The organism is Streptomyces sp. NPDC050315 (assembly GCF_040655775.1).
GTDB lineage: Bacteria > Actinomycetota > Actinomycetes > Streptomycetales > Streptomycetaceae > Streptomyces.
This window is the reverse complement of sequence record NZ_JBFAKN010000008.1, coordinates 340459-355560: the sequence shown is the minus strand read 5'-3', so window position 1 is coordinate 355560 and position 15102 is coordinate 340459. Positions and strand designations below refer to the sequence as shown.

Here is a 15102-nt window from a genome sequence, read left to right as displayed (position 1 = left end):
CCCGTCGGCCGCTCCGCCGGGACATGGAGCGACCCCCCGGATCGCAAAGGGGGAAAACCCCCTCGGGGCCCCTAGGGAAAACCCACCTGACGGGCCGTCAGGCCTCCGCCCCCCTCGTCATCCCCAATGCCTCGCCCAGTGCCCCGAGTTCCTCCCCCACCCCGGGGGCTTCGAGGGGGTCGGGGGCGGCCAGGAGGCGTCTGCGGCGGTCGGGGTCCGGGTCGAAGAGGGCCTCCGTGCTCAGGCGGACGCGGAGGGCCTTGGGGTCGTCGCCGAAGCGGTGGCCGCCGCGGGCCGCCCAGCGGGCCAGGGCCCGTTCCAGCGCGGCCGGTCCGGTGACGCCGCGGGCGGCGAAGGCGGGGCGGAGCGGTTCGAGGTCGGCGTAGAGGTGGCTGCCGGCGTGCGGCGGACGGCAGAGCGCACCGGCGGCGGTGAGGGTCTGGTGCAGCCCGGCGGCGAGCCGGCCGTGCAGCCGCGCCGCCGCGGTGATCCGTTCCCGTACGGTGGCGGGCTCGCCCAGCGCGTGACCGACGGCGGCGGCGAGCGGGCCCGGCAGCGGGGTGGCGAGGCCGGTCAGCGCGTCGAGCGCGGCGGCGCGCAGCACCTCGCCGGGATCGGTGGCGGGGAAGCGGGCGAGCGCGGCGGGCCAGGAGGCCGGTACGAGCGTGGCCCGCAGGTCGGCGAGGACGACGACGCTGGTGGGCAGCATCTCGGCGGGGCTGAGCACCACCGTGTCGTGCGGGTCGTGCAGCAGGTCGCGGCGGGTCTCGTCGCTGATGATCCACAGCCCCTCACTGGCCGCCACCTCGCACACCTCGTGCAGCAGCTCGGGCGGCGGGCAGGTGCCGGTGGGGTCGTCGGCGACGGATACCAGCAGCACCCGGGGGTCGCCGCCGGTGTTGCGGGCGCGGTGCACGGTCTCCAGGAGCGTGAACGGGTCCGGCAGGCCGCCGGACTCGGCCGGTACCGGCGCCGGGTGCACGGCGCGGCCCAGCAGCCGGGCCTGCGGGGCGTACCAGGCGGCGCACGGGCGGGGCAGTACGACGTCGCCGCCGGTCGCGGCGAGCAGCGCGAGCAGCAGGGCGGGCGCGCCGGGTCCGGCCAGCACGCGTTCGGCGGCGGTCCACAGGCCGCGGCGCTCGAAGTAGCCGCAGGCGGCGGCGCGCAACGGCAGGGAGCCGCCGGGCGGTTCGGGGTCGGTGCGGTCGGCCGCCGCGGCGAGGTGCGCGGCCAGTTCCGGAAGGATGGGCAGCCCCATGGGCGGGTCCGGATCCGGGTGCGGCTCCAGGGCGCTCGGCTGCATCCGTACCTCCACTGTCCACGGCAGACGGTCGGGGCCCGCGCGGCGCCGGGCCCCGACCACCCTTGCAGATCACGGAGGTGCGGCGGGGGACGACACGTCACCGCTCGGCGCCGCGGGCCTCCCGTCCGCGTGCGCCGTTCTCCTCGCGCAGGCCGCGCAGCTCCCGTTCCAGGCCGCGGCCGCGGGTCTCGACGACGGCGGCGGCGAGGTCGTGGAGCTTGCGGTTGGTGTGCTGGGAGAGCCGGCGCAGCATCGCGAACGCCTCGTCGGCGTCGCAGCGCAGCACGTACATCATGATTCCGCACGCCTGGTCGACGACCGGGCGGGAGCGGAGCGCGGCGTCCAGCCGGCCGACCTCCGCCAGCGCCCGGCGGTAGTTCCGGTCGCGGGCCAGGCCGGTGGCGGCGAGGTCGCCGAGCGCGGCGGCCGCGCAGTCGCCGGGGTCCGCGGTGAGTCCGGGGCGGAAGCTGTAGACGGTGACGGTGACCGCCAGTCCGTCGCGCAGGTAGGGCAGCGTGGTGCTGGAGCGTACGCCGGCCTCCAGCGCCTCGGTGCGGTACGCGGGCCACCGGTCGTCGTGCAGCAGGTCGTCGGTGGTGACGGGGCGTCCGGAGGCCAGGGCGGCCTGGATGGGCCCTTCGCCGGACTCCCACTGGACGCTGACGAGCGAGGTCAGGTCGGGGTGGGTGACGGCGGCGGGCGGGTCGGCGGCCGCTTCGCCGGTGGTCACGGTCGCGGTGGCGCCGCAGCTTTCCGGGGTGCACCGCGCGGCAACGTCCGCGAGGTTCACCAGGCTCCGGGCGGACGAACCGCGCGCGTCGCCGGATTCGTCCACCGGGCAGAGGGTGTGGGTCGCCATTGCTTGTCAGTCCCTCGGTCCTTGTCGGTCCTCGGTCGGTGCCCCGGGCCGGCGGTGCGGCGGTGCAGCTCAGCGGAGGTACCGTCGCGGCCGGCCGCATATGTCGGAGGCCCGGCCCGTAGGGAGTCGGATGCCCGGCGGACGGGGGCCGAAAACGCCGGTATCCCGTCGTTCGGCAATCGTTCGGAAGACGGTCTTCCGGGCCCGGCACGCACGTCCCGTCCTGCATCTATGACCCCCGTTCTTTCCGGTGGTCATGGGGCTCTTCCGGACGTGATGGGTTCCGCGCGGGGCCGGTACCGGCGGGTCCGGATACGGTGTGGGCATGGCCGGGGTAGAGCAGTCAGCGGGCGGAGATCTCACGGATTTCCGCAAGCGTGTGGAGGAGTTGCGGAGCGCCCGGGCGCTGCCGTCGCAGGAGCAGCAGCCGATGCTGGACGCTGCCCTTTTCGAGCTGCAGCACGTCGTCGACGTACTGCTGCCGCGGTACGAGGGGCTGGCCGCGGCCGGCCGTAACAACGGCTCGCGGGCGGGGACGGAGGAGCAGCAGCTGCTGCGGGCGCTGTTCCAGCGGACCCCGTGCGTGGTCGCGCTGCTGGATCCGGACACGGTCGTGCGGCGGCTGAACTTCGCCGGGACGATCCTCTTCGGGATGCGCGCGGGGTACGCCACGGGGCGCCCGCTCACCGGCTCGCTGGCCCCGGAGATCCGCGCGGCCTTCCGGTCGCAGGTCGCCGCCGTGGCCCGTAACGAAGGCGACCGCAGCATGGTGGTACGGCTGCTCCGGACGCCCGACGGGCCCGGCGAGCCGCTGCGCGTGACGATGACGGCGCTGCGCCCGCCGGGGGAGCCGGGCACGGCCGTCCTCACGGTTTTCCATACGGGGGGCGGTGCGTTCCCTTCGCACGAAATACCGTCAATTAACGGGATATGGCTCGGGGATGAACAGCAGGGGGAACACGGAGGGCAGCGCGCGCACCTCGCTGAGGTGAAGCAGGGCGCCGAGCTGATGGATCTCCTCGACGACACGGCCACCGCGCTGCTCTCGGGGCCGTCGGGCGGTGCGGCGACGGAGGCGGGCGGGCCGCCGGCCGCGGTGGAGCGGGCCCTGCGGGAGCTGACCGGCCGGTTCGCCGACTGGGCGGTCCTCGACCAGACGACGCCGGACGGGTCCGGTGCCCTGCGCCGCACCCTGGTCCTCGGCCCGGACGACAGCGAGGACCTCACCGCGGCGCTCGCCGGGCAGGACCCGGCGCGGTGTCCGCTCCCGGAGGACGCGGCCCGTACCGGCAGCTCGGCGCTCCAGGTGCGGCCCGACGACGTGGCGGCCTTCGGCCACGACGCGCAGGGGGCACCGCTTCTGGTACGCGCGTCGGTCACCTCCTTGTTGTGCGTTCCGCTGCGGGAAGCGGGCGGCCCCGTACGGGGTGTGCTCACGCTCTTCCGTACGGGGGCCCGCCGGGCGTTCAGCCTCCCGGAGGCCGGTGTCGTGGACCGGGTGTCGCGGCACCTGGCGCTGGCGCTGCGCGACACCCGGCCCTGAGAGCGGCGCCCGTCCGCGAGAGCAGGTGAGAGCGGTACGGGCGCCGGGTCCGGCGGTTCGGGTTCCGGCGTCAGGTGGCGGCCGTCAGGTGGCGGCGCACTCCTCCTGACGGCCGCCGACCTGGTCGGCGAGGCGGCGGCAGGTCCGGCTGATGATCCGCGAGACATGCATCTGGGAGATGCCGAGCCGGTCTGCTATCCGGCTCTGGGTCATGTCGCAGAAGAACCGCATGTAGAGGATCTCCCGCTCGCGCTCCGGGAGATTGCGCAGCTTGGGCTTGACCGCCTCGCGGTCCAGGACGAGGTCGAAGCCGGCCTCGGGGGCGCCGAGCGTGTCGGCGAGCGAGTAACCGTCGTCGGCGCCGGGCAGTTCGGCGTCCAGGGACAGCGTGGTGAAGCTTTCCAGCGCCTGGCTGCCGAGCAGTACCTCTTCCAGGGACATGCCGGTGTGCTCGGCGATCTCCTCGGGGGTGGGCCCGCGGTCGTCCACGCTGCGGGTCAGTTCCTGGCGCGCGGCGCGGACGCGGTTGCGCAGCTCCTGGACACGGCGCGGTACGTGCAGCCCCCACATGTGATCGCGGAAGTGCCGCTTGACCTCGCCCACGATGGTGGGCACGGCGAAGCTCTCGAACGCGCAGCCGCGCTCGGGGTCGTACCGGTCCACGGCCTTCACCAGGCCGAGCGCCGCGACCTGCTGGAGGTCCTCGGCGGACTCGCCGCGGTTACGGAAGCGCAGCGCGAGCCGCTCGGACATGGGCAGCCAGGCGCAGACGACGCGGCGGCGCAGCTCGTCGCGTTCGGGGCCTTCGGGGAGGGTGGTCAGCCGCTCGAAGTCCGCCGCGGTGTCGGGGGCGTCGTGGTGGGAGTGGCGGGCCCGCTGCCGACCCCCGCCCGGCGGGGCCTTGCTGGACGTGACCCTGCGCGGCTTGGTGCGGCGTACGGGTTTGCCGGGCGGCCGGCTCGGGGCCTGGTCTGCTCGCCGACGCGCGGCGCGCAGCTCCGCGGCGCGCTGATCGGTGCGCTGCTCGGGGGTGGGTTCTATCGAGGTGTGCTGTTCTTCGGCCTGGGGTGTCATGGGCATGGTCTGGGCTCCCTGATCCGTCGACTCAGAGTTCGTCAGATCCCGTGGAAGCGCGGCCAGACAGGCGCGCCCGCAAAGCGTGAAACGTCTTCCACGGGCGTGCCTCCGGTCCGAAGCACGGTTAGTCGCGTGCCCGGCCGCCCCCTGCGTAAACCCGTTCCCCGCCAAGTGAGTTCGGGCCGCACGGTCCCCTGCGCGGACCGGACGGGCCGCCGACCGGCCGTGCCCGCCGCCCAGGTAACCGCCCGCGCGCGCCGCACACCACGCACTTCGTACGGATTCCGCCCGCCGGGCGCTCCGCCACCGGGCGCAGCCGGTTTTCAGCCCGCCGTCCGCTGCCCGGTCGGCGGTGTCGACGATGCTTCGTAATGCCGTACGGTGACCGGCTCCGGCCCGCCCCAGTCCTGCCGCTCGGTCCGTACCGGCCGCCAGCCCAGGCGTTCGTACAGGGCGATCGCGGCGGTGTCGGTGGCGTTGACGGCCAGTACGGGCCGCAGCCCGCGGGCCACCGCCTCGCCCGTCACCTGGCGCAGCAGCCGGCCGCCCAGCCCCCGGCCGCGCGCCTCGGGCGCCACGTAGAGCCGGTTCACCTCGCCTCCTCGCAGCGCGGCGTGGCCCACGACGCGGCCGTCCGGGTCCTCGGCGACCCACGCGCCGGTCAGCCCCTCCGGAGTCAGCCAGCCCGCCGGATCCGAAGGCCAGGCGTACGGATAGCCGCTCTCCAGGTGCACCGCGCGCAGCACACGTATGCACGCGGGCAGATCCCACGCGCCGCGAGGTCTGATCATCGGCCCATCGAAGCACGCAGCGGGCATGTCCGGGGGCGTCTTGGGTACTGCTGCCAGCACTCCCCCTGCAGGAGGCCGGCCGTGAGAGCAGGAGAAGGAAGAAGGCGATCAGGCAATGGCACAGTTGGTACGGGAAGTCATGACGCCGGCCGTCACCGCCGTACACCCCGACGCTTCGCTGGTGGAGGCGGCTCAGCTCATGCGCGCGCACGACATCGGAGACGTCCTGGTGGCGGAGGACGGCAAGCTGGTGGGCGTCGTGACCGACCGGGATATCGTGCTGCGCGCCGTGGCGGACGGAGTGGACCCGTTCAGCGTGCAGTGCCACTCGGTGTGCACCCCGGAGCCGGTCACGGTCGGCCCGGAAGACCCGGTGTCGGACGCGGTGACGCTGCTGCGCCGGAACGCGGTACGGCGGCTGCCGGTGGTCCAGAACGGCGCTCCGGTGGGCATGGTCAGCATCGGTGACCTGGCGCGGGACCAGGACCCCGACTCGGCCCTGGCGGACATCAGCCGGGCCGCGCCGGACGGATCGCCGGGTCGGTGGTGATCCGTCCGGAAGACGGTCCGTTACCGTCTGCCGGCCCGTTGCCGTCTGCGGTGGTTCCGCTGGGGTACATGTGGCTCATGCGCACTGTACTGAGCACGTGGGACCGCACGACGTTCAACGGGGTCGCGACCCGGCACTGGCCCGGCGCCGAGCGGGTGCTGCCCAAACTGAGCCGCGCCGCCGACCACGGGCTGCTGTGGCTGGGTGCTGCGGCGGGCGCGGCGGCGCTGGGCGGGCGGCCCGCACGCCGGGCCGCGCTGCGCGGCGTCGCCTCGCTGGCGGTGGCGTCCCTGACGGTGAACACGCTGGGCAAGCGCTCGGTACGCCGCGACCGGCCGATCCTGGACGCGGTGCCGGTGATACGGCAGCTCGCCCGGCAGCCCTTCACGACCTCCTTCCCTTCGGGGCACGCCGCCTCCGCCGTGGCGTTCGCGACCGGTGTGGCCTTCGAGAACAAGTGGTGGGGACTGGCGCTGGCGCCGGTCGCCGCCTCGGTCGCCTTCTCCCGCATCTACACCGGCGTCCACTATCCGGGCGATGTGCTTGCGGGCGCAGCCCTCGGCGCGGGCGCGGCCTTCGCGGTACGCGGCTTCGCGCCGACCCGCGCGCAGATGGCGCCGCCCGCCCGGCCGCGCGCCGACGCGCCCGCGCTGCCGGACGGCGACGGGCTGTACGTCGTCACCAACCAGGGCTCGGGCCAGCGCACCGGCGCGCACAGCGACCGGACCGAGGTCATCCACGACGTACTGCCGCTGGCCGAGGTGACCGAGTGCGGTCACCAGGGCGCGGTGCCGCTGGACAAGGCCCTGCAGGCCGCGGCCGAGCGGGCCGCCGAGCGCGGCGGGGCGCTCGGCGTGCTGGGCGGCGACGGCACGATCAACGCGGCGGCCGCGGTCGCGGTGCGGCACGGCGTACCGCTCGCGGTGCTGCCGGGAGGAACGCACAACCACTTCGCGTACGACCTGGGCGTGGAGACCGTGGCCGAAGCGGCCCGCGCGGTGCAGACGGGCGAGGCGGTCGCGGTGGACCTCGCGCGGTTCCGCACGGGGCCGCGGCAGGAGCCGACGTACTTCCTCAACACCTTCTCGATCGGGGCCTACCCGGAGCTGGTGCGGATCAGGGAGGAGTGGGCCGGGAAGATCGGCGCCTGGCCGGCCGGGGTGCTGGCCGCGTGGCAGGTGCTGCGCACCGCCGAGCCGGTGACCGTGGAGATCAACGGCCGGCGGCGCGAACTGTGGACGCTGTTCGTGGGCAACTGCGCGTACCGGGGGCTCGGTTCGGCCCCGGTACGACGGCACGACCTGGCGGACGGCGTGCTGGACGTACGGATGGTGCACGGCGGCCGCCTGGCCCGCACCCGGCTGCTCACCGCGGCACTGACGGGCGCGCTGCGGCACACGCCCGTACTGAGCGAGGCGCGGCTGCGGACACTGCGGATCGGCGGGCTGGCGACCGGGACGGATCTTGCGTACGACGGCGAAGTGACCGCTGCGGGCAAGGAGTTGACGATCGACAAGGAGAACGAGGCGTTGGTTGTTTATCGGTTGCTGCCGGAGTGAATCGCACATGTGACGTCTATATATTGAGACGGGACTCTCATAGTGCGAGATGGCGGCGTACGGTGTGATCACGGCGCGGCCCCCGTGCCGTGACCGCATCGACGACCGCATCGAGCATGCGAAGGAGCAGCCATGTCGCAGGAGTCCGCCGTCTACACCCACGGTCACCACGAGTCCGTACTGCGCTCGCACACCTGGCGCACAGCCGCCAACTCCGCGGCCTACCTGCTGGATTCGCTCAAGCCGCACATGAAGATCCTGGACATCGGCTGCGGCCCCGGCACCATCACCGCCGACCTGGCGGCGCTGGTGCCGGACGGCTCGGTGACCGGCCTGGAGCACGCGCCGGGCGTACTGGAGCAGGCCCGAGCCGTGGCGGACGGCCGCGGCCTGACCAATGTCCACTTCGCGGTCGGCGATGTCCACGCACTGGACTACCCGGACGACACCTTCTGCGTCGTCCACGCCCACCAGGTGCTGCAGCACGTCGGCGACCCGGTCCAGGCGCTGCGCGAGATGCGCCGGGTGACCGCGCCGGGCGGGATCGTCGCCGTCCGCGATGCGGACTACGGGACCATGACGTGGTACCCGGACGTCACGGGCATGGACGAGTGGCTCGACCTGTACCAGCGGGTGGCGCAGGCCAACGGCGGCTATCCGGACGGCGGGCGTCGGCTGCGCTCCTGGGCGCTGGCGGCCGGCTTCGCCCCGGAAGCCGTCACGTCCACCGTGAGCGGCTGGTGCTATGCGACGCCCGAGGAACGCGCCTGGTGGAGCGACCTGTGGGCGGAGCGCACGCTGGCCTCGACGTACGCACAGCGGGCGACCGAGGGCGGGCACGCCACCGAAGCGGAGCTGCGGGCGATCAGCGCCGCTTGGCGCGAGTGGGGCACCCGGGAGGACGGCTGGTTCGCCATGGTGCACGGAGAAATCCTGTGCCGCGTGTGAGGGCCTTCCGGAGGTCCTTCTGGCGGCTCCGTCGGATGATCGCGTTGTCGGGCCGCGCCAACTAGGCTCCTCCGCATGGACATTCTCGGTACCTCCCTGCGGGTGTGCGTCGACGACCTGGACACCGCGATCCCCGTGTACGAACGGCTGACGGGCGCAGAGGCGCAGCGCTTCCAGCGCGGCGGCGTGTCCGTCGCCGCGGTCGGCTGCTTCTTCCTGATGAGCGGCCCCGAGGCGGAGCTGTCCGTACTCCGCAAGATCACCGCGACGATCGCGGTGTCGAACGTGGACCAGGCGGTGGACGACCTGAAGGCGGTCGGCGGGCAGGTCATCGCGGGCCCGCTCGCCAGCCCCGCAGGCCGCAACATGGTGGCCCGCCACCCGGACGGCTCGATCTTCGAGTACGTGGACCGGGTGGCGATCAGCTGACGGGGCTTCGGGGGACGCGGGGCCGGCTTGCGCGGGCTTTCAGTTGCGCCCGGGCTCTCAGGAGAGGTCGAGGACGATCTTGCCGCGGGCCCGGCCGGACTGGCTGCGGCGGAAGGCTTCGGCCGTCTGCTCCAGCGGCAGCGCCGTGTCGATGTTGACGGTGAGCTTGCCGGCCTCGGCGAGGTCGGCGAGCGCGGTGAGGTCGGCGCTGTCGGGCCGCACCCACACGAGGTGTCCGCCCTTGTCGGTGACCTCGTTGTCGACGACCGACGCCACCCGCTTCGGGTCCTTGAGCACCTGCTGGGAGACGTCGATCGCGTCGCCGCCCACGAAGTCCGTCGCCGCGTCCACGCCCTCGGGGGCCAGCGCGCGCACCCGGTCGGCGAGGCCGTCCCCGTAGGTCACCGGCTCGGCGCCCAGTGAGCGCAGGAAGTCGTGGTTGCGCTCGCTCGCCGTGCCGATGACGCGGGCGCCCTGCGCGACCGCGATCTGCACGGCGAACGCGCCGACGCCGCCCGCCGCGGCGTGCACCAGCACGGTGTCGCCGCTGCCCACGCCCAGCCGCTTCAGCGCCTGATACGCCGTGAGCCCGGCCAGCGGCACGCCCGCCGCCTGCTGCCAGTCCAGCGCCGCGGGCTTTCGCGCGAGGGTGCGCACCGGGGCCGCGACCAGCTCGGCGAAGGTGCCGTGCTGGACCTCGTCCTTGCGTACGTATCCGAACACCTCGTCCCCGACGGCGTACTCCGTCGCGTCCGCGCCGACCGCCTCGACGACGCCGGACACGTCCCACCCGGGGATCAGCGGGAAGTGCACATGCATGATCGGGTCGAGGTAACCGGCGAGGATCTTCCAGTCGACCGGATTGACACCGGCCGCCTTCACCCGGATCAGGACGGAGTCGGGCGCGACCTTCGGGTCGGGCTGGTCGGTGAGTTCGAGGACGTCGGGGTCGCCGTAGCTGTTCGCGGTGATTGCCTTCATATCGCGGTGAACGAATGTCCCCGCCTGATCATTCCGTTCGTCGCTCGGGTGGGTGAAACGCACACGCCCTTTCAGGCCGGGCGCATCCGGTACTCGTACCGCTCCGGGAGCGGATGGGCGGCGCGGGCCCGGGCGCATACCTCGTCCGTGACCGGGCCGTCGCCGGCAGACAGTCGTTCGGCGATTGCATACCAAGTGTCGCTGAGAGTCTCGTCGCCCTCGCGGAGGTCCGCGACCTCGAAGCCTTCGTCGAAGACCGCGCGGGCGCCGGTCGCGTCGCCCTGTGCGAGCAGGACCTGTGCAGTCAGCAGGCGGAAGCGGCCGCGTGCGCGGTCCGCCGGGCTCAGCCGGGCAAGGACGGCGGCCGCTTCATCGGCGCGGTCCGCCGCGATCAGCGCGGGCACCGCCTCGCGAGCGAGCGCGGGCAGTACGGTGCGCCGCACCTCCGCGGTGCCCTCGGCCGCGCACGCGACGGACTCGGCGTACCGCTGTGCCGCCCGGGCCGTCTCCCCCGCCGTGGCCTCCGCGACCGCCAGGCAGTACAGCGGCCAGCAGCTCCGGCCGCGGGAGAGCGCGCGTTCCCAGCTGCGGACGGCCTGGGCGCGGTCGCCCGCGTGCCACTGGGCGATGCCGAGGTGCAGGTCGGCCGTGGCGCCCGGCCGCGCGGACTCCAGCAGGTCGCGCCAGGCCGGGGCGACCAGTGACGGGCCCGGTACGCCCGGCTCGTCGGGGAGATCGCCGGTGCGCAGCAGCTCCAGCCAGGGCCGCTGTTCCTCGCCCAGGGTGTCCTCGCTGAACGGCGTGCCCGGCAGGTCGTACCCGGCGCGGGCCACCTCCAGCGCGCCCCAGCCGGAGCCGGTGGCGAGCCGCTCCTTCGGTTCGAGGTCAGCGTACGGCCGCCAGGCGGCGTACGCGGCGGCTACCTCGGCGCGCGGCAGTACCGCTTCGAGCCGTTCCGCGACCTCACCACGGGCCGCGCTCCAGTCCGCCCCGTGCACCGTTCCCGGGTCCGTGGCCAGCGGCCCGTACGCCTCCAGCCACGCGAACTCCGCGCCGCCTTCGAGCGGTACGTGCTCCAGTTGGGTGCGCGCCAGCCCGGCCTGGATCTCGGCGTACCCGGGCGTGCCCGGCTCGGTCAGCCACTCCTGCCAGTGCCGCCCGGCCCGGCCGGCGCCCCACAGGAAGAGCTTGCGGCCGCACAGCGTGTCGGTGGAGGTGTGCACGAGGCCGTGGCCCTCGGCGTCGAGGGCGGCGATCCAGGGGCGGTCGCCGGGCGCGATCTCGTAGAAGTAGTCGGCGGGGTACTCGCTGCGCAGCGGGTACGTGCGGTCGGCGCCGCCGGACTCGGGGACCGGGACGCGGCGCAGCGTGCGCTCGTACCCGAAGTGCCACGCCTCGTCGGCGGGGGCGAGGACGCGGGTGCGCTCGTCCTCGGGGACGGCGATGTTGGACCACCAGTAGACGGGCGCGGTGTGGTGGTGGGGATTCTGTATGCGAACGCCCACATACAGAAAATCGGATCCGTCCGGGAGCCAGAGATCGACCTGGAACGGCAGATCGCGCAGCCGCTCCCACTCCCACAGGCGCAGCATCTCCCCGCCGTCCGGCGCGGGCACCCGCGCGGCGTGCACGGGAGCGCAGGAGAGCGTGGTGTGTCCGGTAGCGCCGATGTTCCATTCGATGCCGCCGGAGAACCACGCGCCGTTGAGCGCAAAGTCGGCGGGCTGGAACACGGGGTTGCGGTAGAGCAGTTCGCGTCCGGTGGGCTTGTGGTGCAGCGAGTGGACGCGGCCGCCGAGGCCCGGCAGGACAGTGGCGCGCAGCCGGTCGTTCTCGATCACGAGCGCGTCGAGGTCGGTGGGGGTACGGCCGCGGCCGTAACCGTCCCTGCGGCGTACGGGCAGCAGGGAGTCCAGTGGCCGGTAGGCGAGCTGCCGGGCCATGTCGGCGGGCACGCCCGCGTCCTCGGGGACGGTGATGCGGTGCACGTCACGGGGGCCGGCCAGCGCGGGCAGCGGGTTGTCGGGGCCGACGGCCGCCGCGGGCAGGGAGAGGGTGGTGCGTCGCACACTCGTGGCCACAGCGCCTCGCAGTCGGACCGGGCCGCCCCGTTCACGGCGGCCGTCTGGTGACCATGGAACCTTCTCCCAGCCGTGCTGAACAGGGCGTCCTCCGGTCAGGGTTGCGCAAAAACAATTCGGACGACAGGACGAAGGAGGATGGTGAATGCTGACCCCGTACACCGTATGACGCAACGCTGCGGTTCCGACGAAGGCGAGGACGGACGAGATGGCCACCGAGCACACCTACCGCGTGATCGTGCGCGGCAAGTGGGACGGGCTGACCGAGGAGGCCAGGGCGCGGCTGCGGGCCGAGGCCGATGAACAGGGCCTGACGCAGCTGCAGTTCACGCCCGAAGGGTCACTCGCGTGCGACCCCTCGATGACGTCCTTCGCATACCGGTACGTCGTCGTCTCGGACGCGGCGGACGGCGAGGAGATGGCGGCCGCGCTCGCCGAGGAGAAGGCCGAGCACGCGCTGCGCGCCGCCGGGTACGGCTACCGCGACCTGCGCTCCTCGGCCACGGACATGGACACGATGAAGGTCAACCGGAAACGGCGCTGAGGGGGCGGGCCGACGGTGCGGGGATCACGGGCCTTCCGGGGCCATCATCTCGCTGGTGATGGCCCAGCGTTCGTGGTCCCGCCAGGCCCCGTCGATGAAGAGGAAGTCGGGCGAATAGCCCTCTTTGCGGAAGCCGTTGCGGTGGGCGAGCGCGATCGAGGCGGTGTTCTCCGGCTGCACGTTGACCTCGATGCGGTGCAGGCCGAGCGGCCCGAAGGCGTACCGCAGGATCAGCTGGAGCCCCTCGCTCATCAGCCCGCGGCCCGCGGCGTGCGCGAAGGCACCGTAGCCGGCGGCGCCGCAGCGGAAGCCGCCGTGCACGATGTTGTTGATCGTGAGGTAGCCCGCGATCCGGCCGCCGTCCTGGAGGGCGCAGATCAGGAAGCCCGCGCGCGAGGGGTCCTGCAACCGGTCGTAGTACGCGTCGTAGGACGACTCGTCGGCGGGCGGGAAGAGCCAGGGCCGGTGCAGCTCCACGCTCTCCCGCGCCCGCGCGGTGAACTCCGCGCGGTCCGTCGGCCGGAACGGCCGGATGCCCACGCGGTGGCCGCGCGCGAGGTACGGGTCGGGCTCCTCCGCGGCGACGGACGCGGGCGCGGGGTGTCGATCGTCGGCCATCGTCGGATGATATCGGTCAGGTGTGCGAGGTGCGGCGCTGTGCGTTCAGGGGGCGCGTCACTGGAGTCGCGCGTTCGCGTCCCCTCACCACCACTCAGGCGCGTCGCTGCCCCAATTGCTCGGCGGGCGCGACCAGTTGACCGGCCCGTCGGCGAAGGAGACGGGCGGCAGGGCGTGCCGCAGACGGCCCATGGGGCTGTCGACGTCGGCGAGCCGGACCTCCGGGTCGTACGCGTCGGAGAGCCGGGCCTCCGGGTCGTACGCGTCGGAGAGCCCGGCCTCCTGGTCGTACGCGTCGGCGGCGCCCTCCGTACCGGGGGCGCGCCGCGGCAGTACGTCGGTGAGCAGCGCGGCAGTCTGTGTGAGGGCGAGCGTCGCCAGCCGGGAACCGCCCGTACGGGACCGCTCGGTGAGCGCCCGCAGTACGGCGGCGGCCAGCAGGTAGCCGGTGGCGTGATCCAGCGCCTGGGCGGGCAGGACGCCGGGCGCGCCGTCGGCCGCCGCCTCGGTCACGGCGATGCCGGTGGCTGCCTGGACGAGGCTGTCGAAGCCGCGGCGGTCGCCCCACGGGCCGTAGTCGCCCCAGGCGGACAGCCGCGCGACAACGATGCCGGGGCGGCGTTCGGCGAGCGCTTCGGGGGCCAGCCCGAAACGGTCCAGGGCGCCCGGCCGGTAGCCGGTGACGACCACATCGGCGAGCGCCAGCAGCTCCTCGAAGGACGCCCGCCCGGCCCGCGCGCCGAGATCCAGTACGGCGGAACGTTTCCCGAAGCCGGTGTCGCCGTGCGTGTCCCGGCTCTCCGGCAGGCCGGGTGCGTCGATGCGCAGCACGTCGGCGCCGAGCAGCGCGAGCGTACGGGTGGCGACCGGCCCGGCGAGCACCCGCGTCAGGTCCAGTACGCGCAGCCCGGCGGCGGGCAGCAGCGGGTCGCCGGCCAGGCCCGGCGGCCGGACCGGCGGCGTGGCGGTGCCGAGCGGCGCGAGGGTGAGCAGCGGGCGGCGGGCCACGGCGGCACCCTGGGGATGGGCGGCCCACTCCTTCGCGTCCCGTACGGCGACGGCCAGGCCGCCCGCCGCGTACACCGTCTCCTCGACGTCCTTGGCGCTCCGGCCCGCGAGCTCGGCCGCGAGCGCCTCGGGCCCGGCATCACCGGGCAGCCCGAGGGCGGCGAGCAGGCGGTCGCGGTGGTGCGGGTAATTGGCGTGCGTACGCAGTCGACCGTCGGCGGTGTGCCAGAAACCGGAGAGCGGCGCGAAGGCCGTGGGTGCCCGGCCGTCGATGCGCAGATGGCGCTCGCTGAGGAAGGCGGTGGCCACGGCGCCGTTGTCGACGGTCACGGCGGGGACGGGGCCGCCGGTACGGGTTGCGGCGAGTTCCGCGCCGGCCAGCGCGCAGACCGCGACGGCCGTCCTGGCCAGGTCCATGACCGGCAGCCGAGCGGGCAGCAGCCCGCGCGCACCGCCGTACCGCACCCGCCCGGTCAACCCGGCCGGCCCGCCGAGCGCCGCCCAGACCAGGGCCGCCGTGTCACCCCTATACCCCGCGCCACCTCGATACCCCGCGTCGTCGTTCATGCCGCCAGTGTGGCACTGAGTGCCACCCGCGAGAAGAGCACCGCTCGGAGCGACGCGCGCCGCCCCCGGCCGCGCGTGCCCCTCTACGGCCCTCGGTACCGGATCGGCGCGAACCGCACGCCGCGCCCGGCACTTCTCGGCCACCCCGGGCCCGGCCGGGCAGCGCCGCGGAGGAGCGGCGGCCTCCGCCGGGCCGCCCTCCGGGCATCCCGGCCGCCCACCCCGCTGCAGTACGCCCAGCTCA

The 15102-nt window shown here is 74.1% G+C and carries 14 protein-coding genes; 6 read left to right on the top strand and 8 right to left on the bottom strand.

All coding sequences use genetic code 11. The features are described from left to right. Nucleotides 1-97 precede the first annotated feature (97 nt). Both AB0I82_RS28955 and AB0I82_RS28950 read right to left on the bottom strand, forming a co-directional pair. Complete coding sequence (locus tag AB0I82_RS28955; protein WP_363260322.1) at nucleotides 98-1303, bottom strand: aminotransferase class I/II-fold pyridoxal phosphate-dependent enzyme; 1206 nt, start codon at nucleotides 1301-1303, stop codon at nucleotides 98-100. Nucleotides 1304-1400: 97 nt separating this feature from the next. Next, on the bottom strand, nucleotides 1401-2162 hold the full coding sequence (locus tag AB0I82_RS28950) for an ANTAR domain-containing protein (protein ID WP_363260321.1): 762 nt from the start codon (nucleotides 2160-2162) through the stop codon (nucleotides 1401-1403). 325 nt (nucleotides 2163-2487) lie between these two features. On the opposite strand from AB0I82_RS28950, the gene AB0I82_RS28945 reads away from it, so the two are divergent. Beyond that, the gene (locus tag AB0I82_RS28945) at nucleotides 2488-3705 is read left to right on the top strand and encodes a PAS domain-containing protein (protein WP_363260320.1); all 1218 of its coding nucleotides are present in this window, start codon (nucleotides 2488-2490) and stop codon (nucleotides 3703-3705) included. Between the two features lie 84 nt (nucleotides 3706-3789). Here AB0I82_RS28945 and AB0I82_RS28940 read toward each other — a convergent pair whose 3' ends face one another. Next, a complete protein-coding gene (locus AB0I82_RS28940) occupies nucleotides 3790-4785 on the bottom strand; it encodes a SigB/SigF/SigG family RNA polymerase sigma factor (protein ID WP_363260319.1) in 996 nt (331 codons plus the stop codon). Nucleotides 4786-5105: 320 nt separating this feature from the next. Then, entirely contained in the window at nucleotides 5106-5573 is a 468-nt protein-coding gene (locus AB0I82_RS28935; protein WP_363260318.1) for a GNAT family N-acetyltransferase, read from the bottom strand. A 115-nt stretch (nucleotides 5574-5688) separates the two neighbouring features. Here AB0I82_RS28935 and AB0I82_RS28930 point away from each other — a divergent pair, with 115 nt between their 5' ends. The 4 genes from AB0I82_RS28930 (at nucleotide 5689) to AB0I82_RS28915 (ending at nucleotide 9059) form a co-directional block, all read left to right on the top strand. Further along, nucleotides 5689-6123 carry a CBS domain-containing protein gene (locus AB0I82_RS28930; protein WP_223733824.1) on the top strand — a complete coding sequence of 145 codons (435 nt, stop codon included), beginning with the start codon at nucleotides 5689-5691 and terminating at the stop codon, nucleotides 6121-6123. Between the two features lie 77 nt (nucleotides 6124-6200). Further along, entirely contained in the window at nucleotides 6201-7682 is a 1482-nt protein-coding gene (locus AB0I82_RS28925) for a phosphatase PAP2 family protein (protein ID WP_363260316.1), read from the top strand. A 132-nt stretch (nucleotides 7683-7814) separates the two neighbouring features. Then, entirely contained in the window at nucleotides 7815-8630 is an 816-nt protein-coding gene (locus tag AB0I82_RS28920; RefSeq protein WP_363260315.1) for a methyltransferase domain-containing protein, read from the top strand. Nucleotides 8631-8705: 75 nt separating this feature from the next. Continuing rightward, nucleotides 8706-9059 carry a VOC family protein gene (locus tag AB0I82_RS28915; RefSeq protein ID WP_363260314.1) on the top strand — a complete coding sequence of 118 codons (354 nt, stop codon included), beginning with the start codon at nucleotides 8706-8708 and terminating at the stop codon, nucleotides 9057-9059. A 57-nt stretch (nucleotides 9060-9116) separates the two neighbouring features. Here AB0I82_RS28915 and AB0I82_RS28910 read toward each other — a convergent pair whose 3' ends face one another. After that, nucleotides 9117-10040 carry an NADP-dependent oxidoreductase gene (locus tag AB0I82_RS28910; protein WP_363260313.1) on the bottom strand — a complete coding sequence of 308 codons (924 nt, stop codon included), beginning with the start codon at nucleotides 10038-10040 and terminating at the stop codon, nucleotides 9117-9119. Nucleotides 10041-10111: 71 nt separating this feature from the next. After that, nucleotides 10112-12121 carry a DUF5107 domain-containing protein gene (locus AB0I82_RS28905; protein ID WP_363260312.1) on the bottom strand — a complete coding sequence of 670 codons (2010 nt, stop codon included), beginning with the start codon at nucleotides 12119-12121 and terminating at the stop codon, nucleotides 10112-10114. Between the two features lie 208 nt (nucleotides 12122-12329). Here AB0I82_RS28905 and AB0I82_RS28900 point away from each other — a divergent pair, with 208 nt between their 5' ends. Beyond that, a complete protein-coding gene (locus AB0I82_RS28900; protein WP_363260311.1) occupies nucleotides 12330-12665 on the top strand; it encodes a DUF6204 family protein in 336 nt (111 codons plus the stop codon). 24 nt (nucleotides 12666-12689) lie between these two features. Here AB0I82_RS28900 and AB0I82_RS28895 read toward each other — a convergent pair whose 3' ends face one another. Together AB0I82_RS28895 and AB0I82_RS28890 are read right to left on the bottom strand one after the other, a co-directional pair. Then, on the bottom strand, nucleotides 12690-13283 hold the full coding sequence (locus AB0I82_RS28895; protein ID WP_363260310.1) for a GNAT family protein: 594 nt from the start codon (nucleotides 13281-13283) through the stop codon (nucleotides 12690-12692). Nucleotides 13284-13367: 84 nt separating this feature from the next. Then, entirely contained in the window at nucleotides 13368-14858 is a 1491-nt protein-coding gene (locus tag AB0I82_RS28890) for a CoA transferase (RefSeq protein ID WP_363260309.1), read from the bottom strand. Between the last annotated feature and the right edge of the window lie 244 nt (nucleotides 14859-15102).